Source organism: Burkholderia torrens (assembly GCF_984668525.1).
The window spans coordinates 492,868-511,397 of sequence record NZ_OZ480211.1; the positions used below are offsets into that span (position 1 = coordinate 492,868).

Genomic DNA, 18,530 nt, shown 5'->3' on the forward strand with positions numbered 1-18,530 from the left:
GCCGGGCGCCCGGGCCGCGCCGGTCAGCGGCTGATCGGCTTGTAGCGCAGGCGCTTCGGCTTCGCGGCTTCCTCGCCGAGGCGTGCGCGCTTGTCGGCTTCGTACTCCTGGTAGTTGCCGTCGAAGAACGTGACCTGTGAATCGCCTTCGAACGCGAGGATGTGCGTCGCGATCCGGTCGAGGAACCAGCGATCGTGCGAGATCACCATCACCGAGCCCGCGAATTCGAGCAGTGCGTCTTCCAGCGCACGCAGCGTTTCGACGTCGAGGTCGTTCGACGGTTCGTCGAGCAGCAGCACGTTGCCGCCCGAGATCAGCGTCTTCGCGAGGTGCAGGCGGCCGCGTTCACCGCCGGACAGGTTGCCGACGATCTTCTGCTGGTCGCCGCCCTTGAAGTTGAAGCGGCCGATGTACGCACGCGATGGCGTTTCGTACTTGCCGACCGTCAGCACGTCGGCGCCGCCCGAGATTTCCTCGAACACCGTCTTCGAGCCGTCGAGCGCATCGCGGCTCTGGTCGACGTACGCGAGCTTCACCGTCGGGCCCATCACGACTTCGCCCGAATCCGGCTGTTCCTTGCCGGTCAGCATCTTGAACAGCGTCGACTTGCCGGCGCCGTTCGGGCCGATGATGCCGACGATCGCGCCGGCCGGAATCTTGAAGTTCAGGTTGTCGATCAGCAGGCGATCGCCGAACGACTTGCTGACGTTCTTGAACTCGATCACTTCGTTGCCGAGGCGTTCGCCGGCCGGAATGAAGATTTCCTGCGTTTCGTTGCGCTTCTGGTATTCCTGGCTGCTCAGTTCCTCGAAGCGCGCGATACGCGCCTTCGACTTCGCCTGGCGGCCCTTCGGGTTCTGGCGCACCCACTCCAGTTCCTTCTTGATCGCCTTCTGGCGTGCCGATTCCGACGCTTCTTCCTGCTTCAGGCGCTCTTCCTTCTGGTCGAGCCAGCTGCTGTAGTTGCCCTTCCACGGAATGCCGTGGCCGCGGTCGAGTTCGAGAATCCACTCGGCCGCGTTGTCGAGGAAGTAGCGATCGTGCGTGACGGCGACCACGGTGCCCGGGAAGCGCACCAGGAACTGCTCGAGCCAGTCGACCGATTCGGCGTCGAGGTGGTTGGTCGGTTCGTCGAGCAGCAGCATGTCCGGCTTTTCGAGCAGCAGCTTGCACAGTGCGACGCGGCGCTTTTCACCGCCCGACAGGTGCTCGATCTTCGCGTCCCACGCCGGCAGGCGCAGCGCGTCGGCCGCCACTTCGAGCTGCTGCTCGGGGCTGCCGCCGTCGCTCGATGCGAGGATCGCCTCGTACTTCGCCTGCTCGGCCGCGAGTGCGTCGAAATCGGCGTCGGGTTCCGCGTAGGCTGCGTAGATTTCTTCCAGCTTCTTGTTGGCCTGGAACAGGTCGCCGAGGCCTTCCTCGACGGCTTCGCGCACGGTTTTCGTCGGATCGAGCTGCGGTTCCTGCGGCAGGTAGCCGATGTTCAGGTTCGGCATCGGCGTAGCTTCGCCTTCGATGTCCTTGTCGACGCCCGCCATGATGCGGATCAGCGTCGACTTGCCCGAGCCGTTCAGGCCGAGCACGCCGATTTTCGCGCCGGGAAAGAACGACAGCGAGATGTCCTTCAGGATCTGGCGCTTGGGCGGCACGATCTTGCCGACCCGGTTCATCGTGAAAACGTATTGGGCCATTTCGGTGTGAAAGTCAGAAGTGGTTGAGACGGCCGCGCAGCGCGCAGGCGTGGCGGCGTCGGGTGATTCGGTACGGAGCGTGCCGCGCGGGGCGCGGCGGCGTCGCCGCGTGTCAGCGGCGCGAGCGGGTATTGTACTTCGCCGCCGGCTGCCGCTGGCGCAGCGCAGCCATCCGGATGCGTCGCGTTACAGCCAGGCGGCGACGCCGCCATGCCCCGAGCACGTGCCGCGTCGATGGCGGCTGAAGCTGTACGTGCCGTCGCGGCAGCGCGCGCTCGCGCCTTCCGGCACGCGGCCCGATTTCGAATGCGCGGGCGCGTGCACGGTCTCGCCGTCGCGGTTGCGATAGGTGTCGTGGCGGTCGAGATCGGCTTCGTCGCCGTAGCCGGGCGAGGTGCGGTACGCATGCGCAGGCTGGGGCAGCGCGGTGCACGCGAAGAAGAGCGCGGCGGACAAGGTTGCGATGTGCGTCGCGCGGCGGAGCAGGGCGGGCATGGTCTCTCGGTCCGTTGTTATCGGTGTCGGGCCAGTGGCCCGCGCCGCATGTTAGCGGATCGGGGCCGGATCGGTATCGGCGCCGGACATCGACGCCGCGCCGTCGGCACGCGCGGCGTCGAGAATCCAGCGGCGGAACGCGGCGACCTTCGGCCGTTCGGCGTGATGCGGCGGATAGACGAGGTAGTACGCGAAATCGTCGAGCCACGCGACGTCGGCGAGTTGCACGAGCCGGCCGCTCGCCAGTTCGCCGCGCACCATCGCGGCCGGCAGCAGCCCGGCGCCCTGGCCGGCGACGATCGCCTGCAGCAGCAGGCCCGAATCGTCGAACGCAGGGCCGCGCGGCGGGCCGAAATCGTCGATCCGCTGCGCGCCGAACCAGATGTGCCAGCCCTTGCGCTCGGCGTCGTGCAACTGCGGCCAGCCGACGAGATCGGCCGGCGTCGCCGGCATGCCGAGCCGCGCGACGAGCTCGGGCGCCGCGAGCGCGACGATCTCCACGGTCAGCAGGCGTTCGCTGCACAGCCCGATGTAGCGCCCGAGGCCGTGACGGATCGCGACATCGACGCCGTCGCGCGAGAAATCCGCGAGCGCATGGCTCGTGACGACCTGCAGGTCGACGTCCGGGCACGCCTGCCGGAACTGCGCGAGGCGCGGGACGAGCCACGCGGACGCGAAGAACGGCGTGACGCTCACCGTCAGCACGCCGCTGTCGGCGGCGCCCGACACGCGCTGCGACGCATCGGCAATCTGCCGGAACGCGTTGCGCACCGGCGGCAGGTAGTCGCGGCCGGCGGCCGTCAGCAGGATGCCGCGGTTCACGCGTTCGAACAGCTGCACGCCGAGATGCGTCTCGAGCGTGCGGATCATCTGGCTCACCGCGCCGGGCGTGACCGACAGCTCCTCGGCCGCCGACTTCACCGACAGATGGCGGGCGGCCGCTTCGAAGGCGCGCAGCGCGTTGAGCGGCGGCAGGCGGGAACGATTCATTCAGTTTTTCTAAAGCGAATGGCCGACGAAATATCGTTTGAGGTGACGTATATGCGCGAGTACCGTTGACGCATCGGATCGCGTGCTTCGTGGCCGTTTTACGGTGGCCGATGCGATCAACATAGTTCATCTATATCCATGAGGCAATCCGGACGCCGCCCGGCGGCCGGTGGAACCTAAGAGGAGCATCGTCATGAACCGCCCGGGCGCATCGCGCCTCTTCTACGGCTGGTACGTGGTGGCGGCCGCGTTCGCCGTCACGTTCGTCGGGTTCGGCAGCGCGTACACGTTCAGCGCGTTCGTCGAGTCGCTGCAGCGGGATTTCGCCGCGTCGCGCGGGCAGATCTCGCTCGTGTTCTCGCTGGCCGGCTTCCTGTATTTCGGTTTCGGCATCGTCAGCGGGCCGCTGGCCGATCGCTTCGGCTCGCGGCGGCTCGCCGTCGCCGGGATGCTGCTGACGGGTGCGGGGCTCGCGGCTGCAGGCGCCGCGCAGTCGCTGCTGCAGGTCTATGTCGCGTACGGGCTCGGTGTCGGCCTCGGGGTCGGCTGCGCCTACGTGCCGGCCGTCGGCGCGGTGCAGCGCTGGTTCGTGCGCCGGCGCGGCTTTGCGTCGGGGCTCGCGGTCGCGGGGATCGGCGTCGGCACGCTCGTGATGCCGCCGCTCGCGTCCACGCTGATCGCCCATGTCGGCTGGCGCGGCGCATATTTCACGCTGGCTGCGATCGCGGTCGTGCTCGGAGCCGGCATGTCGCTGCTGATCGAGAACGATCCGCGCGGGCGCGGCGTGTTGCCGGACGGCGATGCTGCCGGCGACGGCGGCAGCATCGCCGGTGCCGCGTCGGCCGGCGTGAACGTGCGGGCCGGCGCGACGGTGCGTGAAGCCGTCACGTCGCGGCCGTTTGCGAGCCTTTACGCGGCCTGCCTCGTCTGCTCGTTCGGCGTGTTCGTCCCGTTCGTTCACCTCGTACCGTATGCGCTCGATCATGGCGTCGCGCCCTCGACGGCCGTGTTGCTGCTCGGCGCGATCGGCGTCGGCAGCACGGCCGGCCGCTTCTTTCTCGGCGGCCTGGCCGACCGCTTCGGCCGCCGCGCGTCGCTGCTCGCGATGTTCGCCGGCATGGCCGTTGCGCTCGTCGCATGGGCGGGCGCCGGCACCGTCGCGACGCTCGCCGCGTTCGCGCTCGTGTTCGGCGTGTTCTACGGCGGCTGGGTCGCCGTGCTGCCGGCCGTCGTGATGGACTACTTCGGCGGGCGCAACGTGAGCGCGATCATCGGCATCCTGTACACGAGTGTCGCGTTCGGCACGCTGATCGGGCCGGCCGCCGCCGGTTTCATCTACGACGCGGGCGGCGGTTATCTCGTGCCGATCCTCGCGAGCGCCGCGGCGAATGCGATCGCGTTCGCGATCGTCGCGACGACCGGACGGGCGCCGGCGGCCGCGCGCGCGGCCGGCTGACAGCGCACCCGGCTGGGCGCGCCGCGCGATTTCCGGTAGGGTGGGCGGACCGTCGACCATCGACGAACGCTCGGGGAGGCAACGTGACATTCGACGAAGTCCGGCAGATCGCACTGGCGTGGCGCGGCGTCGAGGAAGGCACGTCGTACGGCACGCCCGCGCTCAAGGTGAAAGGCAAGATGCTCGCGCGGCTGCGCGAGGACGGCGACACGCTCGTCGTGAAGGGCGTCGGCCCCGACGAGCGCGCCTGGTTGATCGAATCGGAACCCGACGTGTACTACGTGACCGATCACTATGTCGGCTGGCCGATCGTGCTGGTGCGCCTGTCGGCCGCGCATCCCGACGCCGTGAAAAACCTGCTTCTGCGAGAATGGGGGGCGATCGTACCGGCGAAGTGGCGGGACGAATCGGCGCGCGGCACGAACTGAGTGCCCGGCTCACGCCGTGGCCGGCATGCCCGTGATGGGCGAGCGCGAGTCGTCGCCGAGCCGCAGCAAGCGTTGCATCGGTTTGCATCGATGCAACAAGTGGTTCCATCGAAATTCTTCAATTGGTTCTTAGTGAAGAACCGTTTGATGCTTACACTCCTTCGCTTCGAAGGCGGCTGACGAAGGCCGACGGAATGGGCGCACGCGATGCGCCGGCGCCTTGCGCGCCGCATCGCACCCGCAGCTTCGCAGACTGCGGGACGCGCCGACCCGTACGGCCTCATCCGGCCTCATGCCCGCGTGCGACGCACGCGCGGCCGCAGCCGGACTCAACAACGACAACTCCCCGCGCCGCCTTCATGCGACACCCGGTCATACCGGAACCGTTTTTTGGAGAGAGACAGATGAGTGGAAGCAACACAGGCCTCGGCACGGGCCTGAAGCAGCGTCACGTGACGATGATGTCGATTGCCGGCGTCATCGGCGCGGGCTTGTTCGTCGGCTCCGGCCATGCGATCGCGGAAGCCGGGCCGGCATCGATACTCGCGTATGCGATCGCGGGCGTGCTGGTCGTGCTGGTGATGCGCATGCTCGGCGAAATGGCCGTCGCCCATCCGGACAGCGGATCGTTCTCGACCTACGCCGATCGTGCGATCGGCCATTGGGCCGGCTTCACGATCGGCTGGCTGTACTGGTGGTTCTGGGTACTCGTGATCCCGATCGAGGCAACGGCCGCCGCGACCATTCTCAATGCGTGGTTCCCGGGCATCGCGACGTGGATCTTCGCGCTCGGCATCACGCTGCTGCTCACCATCACCAACCTCTTTTCCGTCAAGAACTACGGCGAATTCGAATTCTGGTTCGCGCTGATCAAGGTCGTCGCGATCGTCGTGTTCCTGTGCATTGGCGGCGCGGCGATCGTCGGCATCATTCCGGCGCCGGCCGTGTCGGGCGTGTCGAACCTGTTCGTGCACGATGGCTTCATGCCGCACGGCGCGAGCGCGGTGCTGGCGGCAATGCTGACGACGATGTTCTCGTTCCTCGGTACCGAGATCGTGACGATCGCTGCCGCCGAGTCGGACAACCCGCAACGCCAGATCGTGCGCGCGACGAACTCGGTCATCTGGCGTATCACGCTGTTCTATCTCGGCTCGATCCTGATCGTCGCGGCCATCGTGCCGTGGAACGACCCGCTGCTGCCGAAGCACGGCTCGTATCAGCGCGCAATGGAACTCATCGGCATCCCGAACGCGAAGGCGATCATCGACGTGATCGTGCTCGTGTCGGTCGCGAGCTGCCTGAACTCGGCGCTGTACACGGCGTCGCGGATGCTGTTCTCGCTGTCGAAGCGCAAGGACGCGCCGGCGTTCCTGCATCGCACCGATTCGACCGGCACGCCGCGCGCGGCCGTGCTCGCGTCGACCGCATTCGGTTTCGTGACCGTGATCGCGAACTACCTGATGCCGGAACAGGTGTTCGGCTTCCTGCTCGCGACGTCGGGCGCGATCGCGCTGCTCGTCTATCTGGTGATCGCGATCTCGCAACTGCGGATGCGCAAGACGCTCGAATCGACCGGCGCCGACCTGACGCTGCGGATGTGGCTGTTCCCGTGGCTGACGTGGGCGGTGATCCTGTTCATCTGCGGCACGCTGACCGTGATGTTCGTCAGCGAGGATCACCGGATGGAAGTCGGTGCGACGGCCGTGCTGGCGTTGATCGTGCTGCTCGCGTCGTGGCTGAACAAGCGCGGTCGCGATGCGCAGGCGAGCGCGGGGCGGCGGGTGTCGGCGACGTGATGAAGTGACGTGACGGCGGGGCGGGGAGCTCCGGTCATGAAAAATGGCCCGATCGGCGTTTGCCGGTCGGGCCATTTTTGTTGCCGTCGCTGCGTCGGAGCGGGTAATGGCCCGGCCGGCATCCGCTCAAACAGCCGTGTCGCGATGTGTGGCGATCGATTCATTCCTGTTGGGAAATAGATCATCGACAAGTGGAATATTTGTTACCGTCATGGTTTCATTTAATCTACGGACACTCACCACCCATCAAGAGTCCGACCATGTCGATCCGTCATCTGTTTTCTTCCGCATTCGCGGCGACTGCGCTGCTCGGCGCCGCATCCGCGAGCATCGCCGCCCCGCTGACCGTCGATGTCTACAATCCGGGCGCGCATGCGATCTTCCCGGTTTCGTCCGAAATCGTTTCGGGCAAGACCGAGGCGATCCTGATCGACGCCCAGTTCCAGCGCAACGACGCGCAGGCGCTGGTGAGTCGGATCAAGGCGAGCGGCAAGACGCTCAAGGCCGTCTACGTGAGTCACAGCGACCCCGACTATTACTTCGGGCTGGAAACCATTCACGCGGCTTTCCCGGATGCGAAGATCGTCGCGACGTCGCAGACCGCCGCCGCGATCGAGGCCAGCAAGGACGGCAAGCTCGCCTACTGGGGCCCGATCCTGAAGGACAATGCGCCCACCTCGGTGATCGTGCCGCAGCCGCTCGACGGTAATACGCTGCGCGTCGACGGCGAGCCGCTGCGCATCGTCGGGCTCGACGGCCCGACGCCCGATCGCACGTTCGTGTGGATTCCTTCCACACGGACCGTGGTCGGCGGCATCCCGGTCGCCGCGAACATTCACGTCTGGATGGCCGACACGCAGACGCCGCTGTCGCACGCGAACTGGCTGGCGACGCTCGACCGGATCGATGCGTTGAAGCCGGCGCGCGTCGTGCCCGGCCACTTCCTGCCGAACCGTGACGGCAGCCAGCCGTTCACGACCGGCGTCACGTTCACGCGTAATTACGTGAAGGCGTTCGACGAGGAAACGGCGCGCGCGAACGATTCGGCGACGCTGATCGCGGCGATGGAGGCGCGCTACCCGGATGTCGGCGAGAAGTCGTCGCTCGAGCTGAGCGCGAAGGTTGCCAAGGGCGAGATGCAGTGGCCCGCGCCGGCGCCGTTCCCGGCGGCGGGCAAGACGGTGCGTGCCCGGTTCGGCGCTACCGCGTTCGACCTGCACTTCCAGGACGACAAGACGATGTCGTTCGTCGGCACGGCCGGCCAATTCAAGGGTGTGACGGATACGGTGCAGTACACGGCGCGCGAAATCCGCCCGCAGGTGTACATGGTGTACTGGCATGAGCCGTCCACCGGTTCGAACGTCGTGCACGTCGAGGATTTCGAACGCGGAACGGTGGATACGAACATCGCGACGAAGGACGGACAGTTCCTGCATATGTCCGGGACGCTGAAGATCGTCGGTCGGGAATAAGCTGGTTTTCCGTCATCGAAAAGAAAAAGCCCGCATTCAGCGGGCTTTTTTATGCTTGATGCGGCAGCAACGCTCAGACGTTGAACAGGAAGTTCATCACGTCGCCGTCGTGCACGACATATTCCTTCCCTTCCGCGCGCATCTTGCCGGCTTCCTTCGCGCCTTGCTCGCCCTTGTACGTGACGAAGTCGTCGAACGCGATCGTCTGCGCGCGGATGAAGCCGCGCTCGAAGTCGGTGTGGATCACGCCGGCCGCTTGCGGCGCCGTGTCGCCGATATGGATCGTCCACGCGCGCACTTCCTTCACGCCCGCGGTGAAATAGGTTTGCAGCCCGAGCAGCTTGAAGCCCGCGCGGATCACGCGGTCGAGGCCCGGCTCTTCCATGCCCATGTCGGCGAGGAACGCTTCCTTGTCCGCGTCGTCGAGATCGGCGATTTCGGCTTCGATCGCCGCGCACACGGCAACCACCGGCGCGTTCTCGCTTTCCGCGTACTTGCGCACCGCATCGAGGTGCGGGTTGTTCTCGAAACCGTCGTCCTTCACGTTGGCGACGTACATCGCCGGCTTCGCGGTGATCAGGCAGAACGGCTTGAGCAGCGCCTCTTCGTCGTCCGACAGCGCAAGGCCGCGCACGGCCTTGCCCTGGTCGAGCTGCGCGCGCACTTTCTCGAGCACCGCGACGAGCTTCGCCGCTTCCTTGTCGTTGCCCGACTTCGCGGCCTTCGAGTAGCGCGTGAGCGCCTTCTCGACGGTGCCGAGGTCGGCCAGCGCGAGTTCGGTGTTGATCACCTCGATGTCGTCGATCGGGCTGACCTTGCCGGCGACGTGAATGACGTTCTCGTCCTCGAAGCAGCGCACGACGTGCGTGATCGCATCGGTTTCGCGGATGTTCGCGAGGAACTGGTTGCCGAGGCCTTCACCCTTGCTCGCGCCCGCGACGAGGCCCGCGATGTCGACGAATTCGACGACGGCCGGCACGACACGCTCCGGCTTGACGATCTCGGAGAGCGCCTTCAGGCGCGTATCGGGCACTTCGACGATGCCGACGTTCGGCTCGATCGTGCAGAACGGGTAGTTCTCGGCGGCGATGCCGGCCTTGGTCAGCGCATTGAACAGGGTGGACTTGCCGACGTTGGGCAAGCCGACGATGCCGCATTTGAGACTCATGGAATCCTTCGGACGGGTAAGGCGGCGCGGCCGGACAGGGCACGGCGGCGCGGGAAAAAAGGGCGGCCGGCGCGTGGGGCGCGGCGGGCCGACGGGCAAAAACGCTATTGTACCGTGCCGACGCCCCGGATTCCGGGGTTGCGCCGAACGGCCGATGCGGCGGGCCGCCGCGCCGCGCCCGCCGCCTGCGATTCTGCTGATTTCCCGCAAAGTCCGGCCGCGTAAGGGTTTGGCCCCGCGGCTATAATGCCCGCCATGACTGCCCACCACATCTTCGACGTCGCCGTGGTCGGCGGCGGGCTCGTCGGCAAGACGGCCGCGCTCGCGCTGACCCAGTCCGGCTACAAGACCGCCTTGCTCGCCCAGCCGGCCACGCCGCGCCCCGCCGATCTCGCGTTCGACACGCGCGTCTACGCGCTGTCCTCCAGTTCGCAGGCGCTGCTCGAGCGGCTGCGGGTCTGGCAGGCGCTCGACCACGGCCGGCTCGCGCCCGTCTACGACATGCGCGTGTACGGCGATGCGCACGCGGAACTGCATTTCTCCGCGTACCAGGCCTCCGTGCCGCAGCTCGCGTGGATCGCCGAATCGTCGCTGGTCGAGACGTCGCTCGACGCCGCCCTGCGGTTCCAGCCGAACCTCACGTGGTTCGATGCGCGCGCGCAGGGCTTCGACGTGCGCGACGACGCGGCCGTGCTCACGCTGTCGTCGGGGCAGGTGCTGGAAGCCGACCTGATCGTCGGCGCCGACGGCGCCCATTCGTGGGTGCGCTCCCAAATGGGGGCCAGGGTCGAGCGGCGCGATTACCGGCAGACGGGCGTCGTCGCGAACTTCAAGGCGTCGCTGCCGCACCGCGAGACGGCCTACCAGTGGTTTCACGAAGGCGAGATCGTCGCGCTGCTGCCGCTGCCGGACGGCCATGTGTCGCTCGTGTGGTCCGCGCATACCGCGCATGCCGATGAATTGCTCGCACTCGATCCGGCGCAGCTCGCGGCCGAGGTCGAGCGCGTGTCGCACGGCCAGGTCGGCACGCTCGAATGCGTGACGCCGGCCGCCGGTTTCCCGCTCGCGCTGCAGACGGTCGACAAGCTGATCGCGCCGCGCGTCGCGCTGGTCGGCGATGCCGCGCACCTGATCCACCCGCTCGCGGGGCAGGGGATGAACCTCGGGCTGCGCGACGTCGCGGCGCTCGCCGATGCGATCGCGGGCAAGGAGAGCTTCCGCAACCTCGGCGATACGGTGCTGCTGCGCCGCTACGAGCGTTCGCGCCGCGAGGACATCCGCGGGCTGATGGTCGCGACCGACGGCCTGCAGCGGCTGTTCGCGGTGCCGGGCTCGCTCGCGAAGGCGGTACGCAATGCGGGGATGGCCTTCGTCGGCGCGCAGCCGCTCGTGAAGCGCTGGCTCGTGTCGGCCGCGCTCGGCTGAGCGAACCTTCGGCTGTTTCGCCGGTCGGACTCCGTTCCGTTACGGCGTACACTGTGCCGTGCACTCCGATTGAGCTGAAGGAAGATTTCGATGAAAAAAACGATCCGCATCGCGTCGCTGGCGCTTGCCGTCACGATGGCGACGCTCGGCTGCACCGCGCAGGCCGACCAGACCACCGACAAGCTGAAAGCCACGCTGCAAGCCCGTCTCGGCAACGACGCGCCGATCAAGAGCGTGGCGAAATCGCCGGTCGCGGGCCTCTACGAAGTGAACCTCGGTACGCAGATCATCTATAGCGATGCGGCGGGCGATTACGTGCTGCTCGGCGACCTCGTCGACACCAAGTCGCACAAGAACCTGACCGACGCCCGCCTGTCCGAAATCAACAAGATCGACTTCGCGAGCCTGCCGTTCGCGAATGCGATCAAGATCGTCAAGGGCAACGGCGCACGCAAGATCGCGGTGTTCTCCGATCCGAACTGCCCGTACTGCAAGAAGCTCGAGACGACGCTGCAATCGGTCGACAACGTCACCGTCTACACGTTCCTGTACCCGGTGCTGTCGCCGGATTCGACCGCGAAGTCGAAGGCGATCTGGTGCGCGACCGACCGTGCGAAGACATGGGAAGGCTGGATGCTCGACCACCGTGCGCCGTCCGGCGCCGGCACCTGCGATACCAGCGCGCTCGACAAGAACCTCGCGCTCGGTCGCGGCATGAACGTCACGGGCACGCCGACGATCTTCCTGCCGGACGGCCGCCGTCTGCCGGGCGCGGTCTCGGCCGACCAGCTCAATCAGGCGCTCGCCTCGAGCAAGTAACCGACCACACGCCGGGCACATGGCCCGGCCAGCGAGGGGCGCCCGCATGATCTGCCGGCGCCTCTCTTCGTTTTCGCTGCCGTATTCGACCGACCGATTGCCACGATGACCCAGCCGATCCGCTATTCGATTGTCCCGAAAGATCTTGCCGCGCACCTGTTCGAAGTATCGGTGACGGTCGCCGATCCCGATCCCGAAGGCCAGCGTTTCTCGCTGCCGGTGTGGATTCCGGGCAGCTACCTCGTGCGCGAGTTCGCGCGCAACATCGTGACGCTCGGTGCGTTCAACGATGCGGGCCGCAAGGTGCGCATCGCGAAGACCGACAAGCACACGTGGCAGGCCGCGCCCGTGACCGGCGCGCTGACGCTGCGCTACGACGTGTATGCGTGGGACCTGTCGGTGCGCTCCGCATATCTCGACGAATCGGGCGGGTTCTTCAACGCGACGGCCGTGTTCCTGAGCGTCGCCGGCCGCGAGGATGCGCCGTGCGAAGTCGACATCGCGAAACCGGCCGGCACGGCGTTCCGCACGTGGCGCGTCGGCACCGCGCTGCCCGAGGCGCGCGGCACGAAGCGCTATGGCTTCGGCGCGTACCGTGCAGCGAACTACGACGAGCTGTCCGATCATCCGGTGACGATCGGCGAATTCGCGCTCGCGACGTTCGACGCGCACGGCGTGCCGCACGACATCGTGATCGCCGGGCGCGTGACGCAGCTCGACATGGAGCGTCTGCGTACCGACCTGAAGCGCGTGTGCGAAGCGCAGATCGCGCTGTTCGAGCCGAAGTCGAAGAAGGCGCCGATGGACCGCTACGTGTTCATGACGCTCGCGGTCAGCGACGGCTACGGCGGCCTCGAGCATCGTGCATCGACCGCGCTGATCTGCAACCGTACCGACCTGCCGGTGAAGGGGCGACCCGAAACGACGGAAGGCTATCGCACGTATCTCGGCCTCTGCAGCCACGAGTATTTCCACACGTGGAATGTGAAGCGCATCAAGCCGGCGGCATTCGTGCCGTACGACCTGTCGAAGGAAAACTACACGTCGTTGCTGTGGCTCTTCGAGGGCTTCACGTCGTATTACGACGACCTGATGCTGGTGCGCAGCGGGCTGATGTCGCAGGACGAATATTTCGCGGCGCTGGGCCGCACGATCGGCGGCGTGCTGCGCGGCACGGGCCGGCTCAAGCAGAGCGTCGCGGAAAGCTCGTTCGACGCGTGGATCAAGTACTACCGCCAGGACGAGAACGCGACCAACGCGATCGTCAGCTATTACACGAAGGGTTCGCTCGTCGCGCTCGCGTTCGATCTCGCGATCCGCGCGCAGACGCGCAACCGGAAGTCGCTCGACGACGTGATGCGCCTGCTGTGGCAGCGCTACGGTCGCGATTTCTATCGCGGCAAGCAGGCGGGCGTCGAGGAAAACGAAGTCGAGGCGCTGATCGAAGAGGCGACGGGCGTTGCGCTCGGCCGCCTGTTCACCGACGCCGTGCAGGGTACGCGCGACCTGCCGCTCGCCGAGCTGTTCGCGCCGTTCGGCGTGACGCTCGCGCCCGATGTCGCGAACGGCGCGGCCGCGAAGCCGACGATCGGCGCGCGCCTGCGCGGCGGCGCGGACTGCACGTTCGCGGCGGTCTACGAAGGCGGCGCCGCGCATCGCGCGGGGCTGTCGGCCGGCGATACGCTGATCGCGGTCGACGGGCTGCGCGTGACGGGCACGAACCTCGATGCGCTGCTCGCGCGCTACCGGCCGGGCGACAAGGTCGAGGTTCACGCGTTCCGCCGCGACGAGCTGCGCACCGCGAAACTGAAGCTCGACGGCCCGGAAGTCACGCGCTACCGGCTGACGGCGGCCGCGAAGCCGGCCGCGGTCTCGAAGGCACGGGAAGCCTGGCTGAAGGGTTGAACGCCAGGAAGCGGGTATCAGGGCGCGATCGAGGATTGTTCTGCTGCTGCAACAATCCGTCGCCCTGAACCCGCTTTTTCGCGGTCATGCGGCCACGCACAATGGGGTCACTCGCGCTACCGAAGCGCAACCCTACTGGAGCCTGACATGACGACCATTCTGCAAATCAATTCCGCTGCACGTTCGCAAGGTGCGCAATCGACGCTGCTGGCCAACGAGCTGACGGCAAAACTGCAACAATCGAACCCCGGCGCGAAAGTCGTGGTTCGTGACCTGCTGGCCGACGCGCTGCCGCACCTCGACGAATCGGTGCTCGGCGCGTTCTTCACGCCGGCCGAGAACCGCACTGCGGAGCAGAATGCGATCGTCGCGAAGAGCGATGCCCTGATCGCCGAATTGCAAGCCGCCGACATCATCGTGATCGGCGCACCGATGTACAACTTCGGCATCTCGTCGCAACTGAAGACGTACTTCGACTGGATCGCCCGCGCAGGCGTCACGTTCCGCTACACGGAGAACGGTCCGGAAGGCCTGATCAAGGGCAAGAAGGTTCACGTCGTGACGGCCCGCGGCGGCAAGTATGCCGGTACGCCGAACGACAGCCAGACGCCGTACCTGCGCACGTTCCTCGGTTTCGTCGGCATGACCGACGTCAGCTTCATCTTCGCGGAAGGCCTGAACCTCGGCCCGGATGCGCAAAGCGCCGCGCTGGCCAGCGCGCGCGAAGCGATCGCCGCTGCGTAAGGAAGGTCGGCGCAGGTGCGGCGCACCTGCTGCATCGCCCGATAAGGAAACGCCGCGTCCCCGAAAGGGGCGCGGCGTTTTTTGCATGCCGGCCGGCTGCCGGCTCGAAGGAGCCGGCGCGGTGCGTTACGCGAGCGTTTCCGCCACGTCCGGCAGGCGCCAGTCGATCGGTTCGCGGCCGGCGTCGACCAGATAATCGTTCGCGAGCGCGAAATGGCGGCAGCCGAGGAAGCCACGGTGCGCGGACAGCGGCGACGGATGCGGCGCCTCGAGCACGCAATGCGCGTTCGCGTCGAACAGTGCGCGCTTCGCCTGCGCGTGCGCACCCCACAGCATGAAGACGAGCCCGCGATGGCGGCCGGCGAGTTCGCGAATCAGCGTGTCCGTGCATTGTTCCCAGCCGCGCTTCGCGTGGCTCGCGGCCGCGCCGCGCTCGACCGTCAGCACGGTGTTGAGCAGCAGCACGCCCTGGCGCGCCCAGGTGTCGAGACAGCCGTGACGCGGCGTGTCGTGACCGAAGTTCGCGGCGATTTCCTTGAAGATGTTGCGCAGCGACGGCGGCGTGCGGACGGCCGGCGGCACCGAGAACGCGAGGCCGTGCGCCTGCGGCGTGCCGCGATCGTCGCCGTGGTACGGATCCTGGCCGAGGATCACGATCTTCACGTCGTCGGGGCTCGTCAGGCGCAGCGCGCGGAACACGTCGGTCGGGTAGACCGTCTTGCCGGCGGCGCGCTCGTCGTCGACGAAGCGGCACAGCGGCGCGTACGCGTCACTGTCGGTGAACGGTTTCAGCACGTCGCGCCAGACGGCCGGCAGCGCGTCGAATTGCGCGGCGAGATGCGGCACGTCGGCGGCAGCGGGCCGCGGCGGCGCTACCGCGGCGGCTGGAGCTGCCGGTTCAGCGGATTTCTTCGCGGATTTGCGCCCGGCGGCGGGCGTTTCGGGCGCCGGGGACGGGACATCGGCCGGTGCCGATTCCGGCACGGGATCATCGAACAGCGACGCCTGTTGCGGCGCGCGGGAAGTCTTGCGGGTTGCCATGCGTGATGCGTGTTTATTGCGCGCGCAGCCGGTAGCCGCGCTGCGCCTTGCTGATGTTTTCGGGAACGAGGCCCGGCAGCGCCTGCTGCAGTTCGGCGGCGAGCGTCGAGAGCGCCGCTTCCGGGCCGTCGATCAGTTCGAGTTCGATTTCGCTGATCGGTTCGCGGCGCGTTTCGTGTTCCGCCTGGACGACGATCTCGCCGAGGTCCACCGCGGCTTCGACGGTTGCGCCGCCGATTGCGATGCGCCACAGCGTACGCGAAAAATCCGTTCGGAACAGCGCGTACAGCGCGCCGGCCGCGTCATTCAGCGCGACGGCGGCCTCCGGCACGTCGCAGGCCGCGACGAGCGCGTCGATCTCGAGCGCGTCGCCGGCGACCGGCAGTTCCCATTCGTGGCGGCGATGCAGCCCGCCTTCCGCGCTGCCGACCGTCTTGAACGTCTGTAGCCAGCCGTCCGGCGTGCGGCGCACGCGCACCGCGCTCTTCGAGCGCGCCAGCGCGAGATCGGGCGTGTCGTAATAGACGTTCGCGAGCGTGATGCCGTGACCGGGTTCGCCGGTCAGCGTCTCGAAGAAGCGTCGCGCGGCGTCGGCCTGGCCGGCCGGCAGCGCGAGCTTGATTTCCTTTTCGATCGCCATCAGAAGAACATCCGCGCGAGTTCCTCGCCCGGCTGCTCGGCGCGCATGAACGCTTCGCCGACGAGGAACGTGTTCACGTTCGCCGCGCGCATCGTGTCGACGTCGGTGCGCGACAGGATGCCCGATTCGGTCACGACGATGCGGTCCGCCGGAATCATGTCGAGCATGTCGAGCGTGGTCTGGATCGACGTCTCGAACGTGCGCAGGTTGCGGTTGTTGATGCCGAGCAGCGGCGTCTTGAGCGTCAGCGCCTGTTCCATCTCGTTGCGGTCGTGCACTTCGACCAGCACCGCGAGGCCCAGCGAGTGCGCATACGCTTCGAGATCCTGCATCAGCGGCGTGTCGAGCGCGGCGGCGATCAGCAGGATCGCGTCGGCGCCCATCGCGCGGGCTTCGACGATCTGGTACGCGTCGACGATGAAATCCTTGCGCAGCACCGGCAGCGTGCACGCCGCGCGCGCTTCCTCGAGGTAGCGGACGCCGCCCTGGAAGAACTGCTCGTCGGTCAGTACCGACAGGCACGCGGCGCCGTGCGCCGCATACGAGCGTGCGATGTCGGCCGGCACGAAGTGCTCGCGCAGCACGCCCTTCGACGGGCTGGCCTTCTTGATTTCGGCGATCACCGCGGCGTCGCCGGCCGCGTGCTTCGCACGCAGCGCGCCGACGAAGTCGCGCAGGTCGCGCGCGGAGGCGTCCAGCTTCAGTGCCTCGAGCGGCGTGCTGCGCATGGCCGCCGCGATTTCTTCGCGCTTGACGGCGATGATTCGGTCGAGAATGTCGCTCATGTGGATTCCTGCTTGATTCGTAAGGGGAGTCAGCGCTTGAACTGCTGCGTGAAGCGCACGAGTTCGTCGACTTTCGCGCGCGCCTTGCCGCTCGCGATCGCTTCGCGGGCGAGCTGGATGCCGTCGGCGATCGACTCGGCGACGTTCGCCGCATAGAGCGCGGTGCCCGCGTTCAGCGTGACGATCTCGCGCGCGACGCCCGGCTGGTTGTCCAGCGCGCCGAGCAGCATCGTGCGCGATTCATCGGCATTTTCCACCTTCAGCGTGCGGTTCGACACCATCTGCAGGCCGAAGTCCTCCGGATGGATCTCGTATTCGTGCACCTTGCCGTCGCGCAGTTCGCCGACGAGCGTCGCGGCGCCGAGCGACACCTCATCCATCCCGTCCTTGCCGTACACGACGAGCACGTGCTGCGCGCCGAGGCGCTGCATCACGCGCACCTGGATGCCGACGAGGTCGGGGTGGAACACGCCCATCAGCTGGTTCGGCGCGCCGGCCGGATTGGTCAGCGGGCCGAGGATGTTGAAGATCGTGCGCACGCCGAGCTCGCGGCGCACGGCCGCGATGTTCTTCATCGCCGGGTGATGGTTCGGCGCGAACATGAAGCCCATGCCCGTCTCGGCGATCGACGCGGCGACCTGCTCCGACTGCAGGTCGATGTTCACGCCGAGCGCCTCGAGCACGTCGGCGCTGCCCGACTTGCTCGACACGCCGCGGTTGCCGTGCTTCGCGACCTTCGCGCCGGCCGCGGCCGTGACGAACATCGACGCGGTCGAGATGTTGAACGTATGCGAGCCGTCGCCGCCGGTGCCGACGATGTCGACGAAGTTCGAGTTGTCCTGCACCTCGACGTGGTTCGCGAATTCGCGCATCACGGTCGCAGCGGCGGCGATCTCGCCGATCGTCTCCTTCTTCACGCGCAGCCCGGTGATGATCGCGGCCGCCATCACGGGCGACAGGTCGCCGCGCATGATGAGCCGCATCAGGTGCAGCATTTCGTCGTGGAAGATCTCGCGGTGTTCGATCGTGCGCTGCAGTGCTTCCTGCGGGGTAATCGTCATCGTGCGGCTCCCGTCAGGCGGCTTGCGCGGCCGCGGCGCGCGCCAGCTTCAGGAAATTCTCGAGCAGCGCATGGCCGTGCTCGGACAGGATCGATTCCGGGTGGAACTGCACGCCCTCGATCGGCAGCGTCTTGTGGCGCACGCCCATGATTTCGCCGTCGTCGGTCCACGCCGACACCTCGAGGCAGTCGGGCAGCGATTCGCGCTCGATCGCGAGCGAGTGGTAGCGCGTGACGTCGAAGTGCTTCGGCAGGTCGGCGAACACGCCGCGGCAGTCGGTTTCGATCCGGCTCACCTTGCCGTGCATGATGGTCGTCGCGCGCACGACGCGGCCGCCGAACGCTTCACCGATCGCCTGATGGCCGAGGCAGACGCCGAGGATCGGCTTCTTGCCCGAAAATTCGCGCAGCACGTCGAGCGTGATGCCCGCGTGTTGCGGATTGCTCGGGCCCGGCGACAGGCAGATTGCGTCGGGATTCAGGCGCGCGATCTCGTCGAGCGTGATTTCGTCGTTGCGGTAGGTACGCACGTCCTCGCCGAGTTCACCGAAGTACTGGACCAGGTTGTAGGTAAACGAGTCGTAGTTGTCGATCATGAGCAGCATGGTCAGTCTC

General features: G+C 67.1%; 17 protein-coding genes. 8 read left to right on the forward strand and 9 right to left on the reverse strand.

Annotated features, from left to right (window positions below):
* Positions 1 to 23: 23 nt before the first annotated feature.
* The 3 genes from ettA to gcvA form a co-directional block, all read right to left on the reverse strand.
* Entirely contained in the window at positions 24 to 1,691 is a 1,668-nt protein-coding gene (ettA, locus tag AC5LXX_RS02275) for an energy-dependent translational throttle protein EttA (RefSeq protein WP_124453182.1), read from the reverse strand.
* Positions 1,692 to 1,877: 186 nt separating this feature from the next.
* Positions 1,878 to 2,186: a DUF3761 domain-containing protein gene (locus AC5LXX_RS02280; protein WP_493410360.1), complete on the reverse strand. Its 309-nt coding sequence runs from the start codon at positions 2,184 to 2,186 to the stop codon at positions 1,878 to 1,880.
* Between the two features lie 51 nt (positions 2,187 to 2,237).
* The gene (gene gcvA / locus AC5LXX_RS02285) at positions 2,238 to 3,176 is read right to left on the reverse strand and encodes a transcriptional regulator GcvA (protein WP_493410361.1); all 939 of its coding nucleotides are present in this window, start codon (positions 3,174 to 3,176) and stop codon (positions 2,238 to 2,240) included.
* Between the two features lie 193 nt (positions 3,177 to 3,369).
* Here gcvA and AC5LXX_RS02290 point away from each other — a divergent pair, with 193 nt between their 5' ends.
* The 4 genes from AC5LXX_RS02290 (at position 3,370) to AC5LXX_RS02305 (ending at position 8,328) form a co-directional block, all read left to right on the forward strand.
* Positions 3,370 to 4,632 carry an MFS transporter gene (locus AC5LXX_RS02290; RefSeq protein ID WP_493410362.1) on the forward strand — a complete coding sequence of 421 codons (1,263 nt, stop codon included), beginning with the start codon at positions 3,370 to 3,372 and terminating at the stop codon, positions 4,630 to 4,632.
* 83 nt (positions 4,633 to 4,715) lie between these two features.
* On the forward strand, positions 4,716 to 5,060 hold the full coding sequence (locus tag AC5LXX_RS02295) for an MmcQ/YjbR family DNA-binding protein (protein ID WP_322083504.1): 345 nt from the start codon (positions 4,716 to 4,718) through the stop codon (positions 5,058 to 5,060).
* Between the two features lie 404 nt (positions 5,061 to 5,464).
* Positions 5,465 to 6,856, forward strand: a complete 1,392-nt coding sequence (gene gabP, locus AC5LXX_RS02300) for a GABA permease (protein ID WP_493410363.1) — start codon at positions 5,465 to 5,467, stop codon at positions 6,854 to 6,856.
* Between the two features lie 260 nt (positions 6,857 to 7,116).
* The gene (locus AC5LXX_RS02305; RefSeq protein WP_493410364.1) at positions 7,117 to 8,328 is read left to right on the forward strand and encodes a MoaF-related domain-containing protein; all 1,212 of its coding nucleotides are present in this window, start codon (positions 7,117 to 7,119) and stop codon (positions 8,326 to 8,328) included.
* A 73-nt stretch (positions 8,329 to 8,401) separates the two neighbouring features.
* On the opposite strand, the gene ychF is transcribed toward AC5LXX_RS02305, so the two are convergent.
* Entirely contained in the window at positions 8,402 to 9,496 is a 1,095-nt protein-coding gene (gene ychF, locus AC5LXX_RS02310; RefSeq protein ID WP_124453163.1) for a redox-regulated ATPase YchF, read from the reverse strand.
* A gap of 246 nt (positions 9,497 to 9,742) precedes the next feature.
* Here ychF and AC5LXX_RS02315 point away from each other — a divergent pair, with 246 nt between their 5' ends.
* From AC5LXX_RS02315 to AC5LXX_RS02330, 4 genes are all read left to right on the forward strand, one after another.
* A complete protein-coding gene (locus AC5LXX_RS02315; RefSeq protein ID WP_493410365.1) occupies positions 9,743 to 10,921 on the forward strand; it encodes a UbiH/UbiF family hydroxylase in 1,179 nt (392 codons plus the stop codon).
* 90 nt (positions 10,922 to 11,011) lie between these two features.
* Positions 11,012 to 11,740 carry a DsbC family protein gene (locus tag AC5LXX_RS02320; protein ID WP_493402234.1) on the forward strand — a complete coding sequence of 243 codons (729 nt, stop codon included), beginning with the start codon at positions 11,012 to 11,014 and terminating at the stop codon, positions 11,738 to 11,740.
* Positions 11,741 to 11,845: 105 nt separating this feature from the next.
* Complete coding sequence (locus AC5LXX_RS02325) at positions 11,846 to 13,645, forward strand: M61 family metallopeptidase (RefSeq protein ID WP_493410366.1); 1,800 nt, start codon at positions 11,846 to 11,848, stop codon at positions 13,643 to 13,645.
* Positions 13,646 to 13,792: 147 nt separating this feature from the next.
* A complete protein-coding gene (locus AC5LXX_RS02330) occupies positions 13,793 to 14,389 on the forward strand; it encodes an FMN-dependent NADH-azoreductase (protein ID WP_096472359.1) in 597 nt (198 codons plus the stop codon).
* Positions 14,390 to 14,515: 126 nt separating this feature from the next.
* On the opposite strand, the gene AC5LXX_RS02335 is transcribed toward AC5LXX_RS02330, so the two are convergent.
* Genes AC5LXX_RS02335 through AC5LXX_RS02355 form a run of 5 tightly spaced genes read right to left on the reverse strand, consistent with a single transcriptional unit; the run spans position 14,516 to position 18,520 of the window.
* Positions 14,516 to 15,430: a uracil-DNA glycosylase gene (locus AC5LXX_RS02335; RefSeq protein ID WP_493410367.1), complete on the reverse strand. Its 915-nt coding sequence runs from the start codon at positions 15,428 to 15,430 to the stop codon at positions 14,516 to 14,518.
* A gap of 13 nt (positions 15,431 to 15,443) precedes the next feature.
* Positions 15,444 to 16,070, reverse strand: coding sequence for a CYTH domain-containing protein (locus AC5LXX_RS02340; RefSeq protein WP_493410368.1), 627 nt, complete (start codon positions 16,068 to 16,070; stop codon positions 15,444 to 15,446).
* A complete protein-coding gene (trpC, locus tag AC5LXX_RS02345; protein ID WP_059557500.1) occupies positions 16,070 to 16,855 on the reverse strand; it encodes an indole-3-glycerol phosphate synthase TrpC in 786 nt (261 codons plus the stop codon). The genes AC5LXX_RS02340 and trpC overlap by 1 nt, the downstream gene beginning before the upstream one ends.
* A gap of 29 nt (positions 16,856 to 16,884) precedes the next feature.
* Positions 16,885 to 17,916, reverse strand: coding sequence for an anthranilate phosphoribosyltransferase (trpD, locus tag AC5LXX_RS02350; RefSeq protein ID WP_124453148.1), 1,032 nt, complete (start codon positions 17,914 to 17,916; stop codon positions 16,885 to 16,887).
* Between the two features lie 13 nt (positions 17,917 to 17,929).
* The gene (locus AC5LXX_RS02355; protein WP_124453146.1) at positions 17,930 to 18,520 is read right to left on the reverse strand and encodes an aminodeoxychorismate/anthranilate synthase component II; all 591 of its coding nucleotides are present in this window, start codon (positions 18,518 to 18,520) and stop codon (positions 17,930 to 17,932) included.
* Between the last annotated feature and the right edge of the window lie 10 nt (positions 18,521 to 18,530).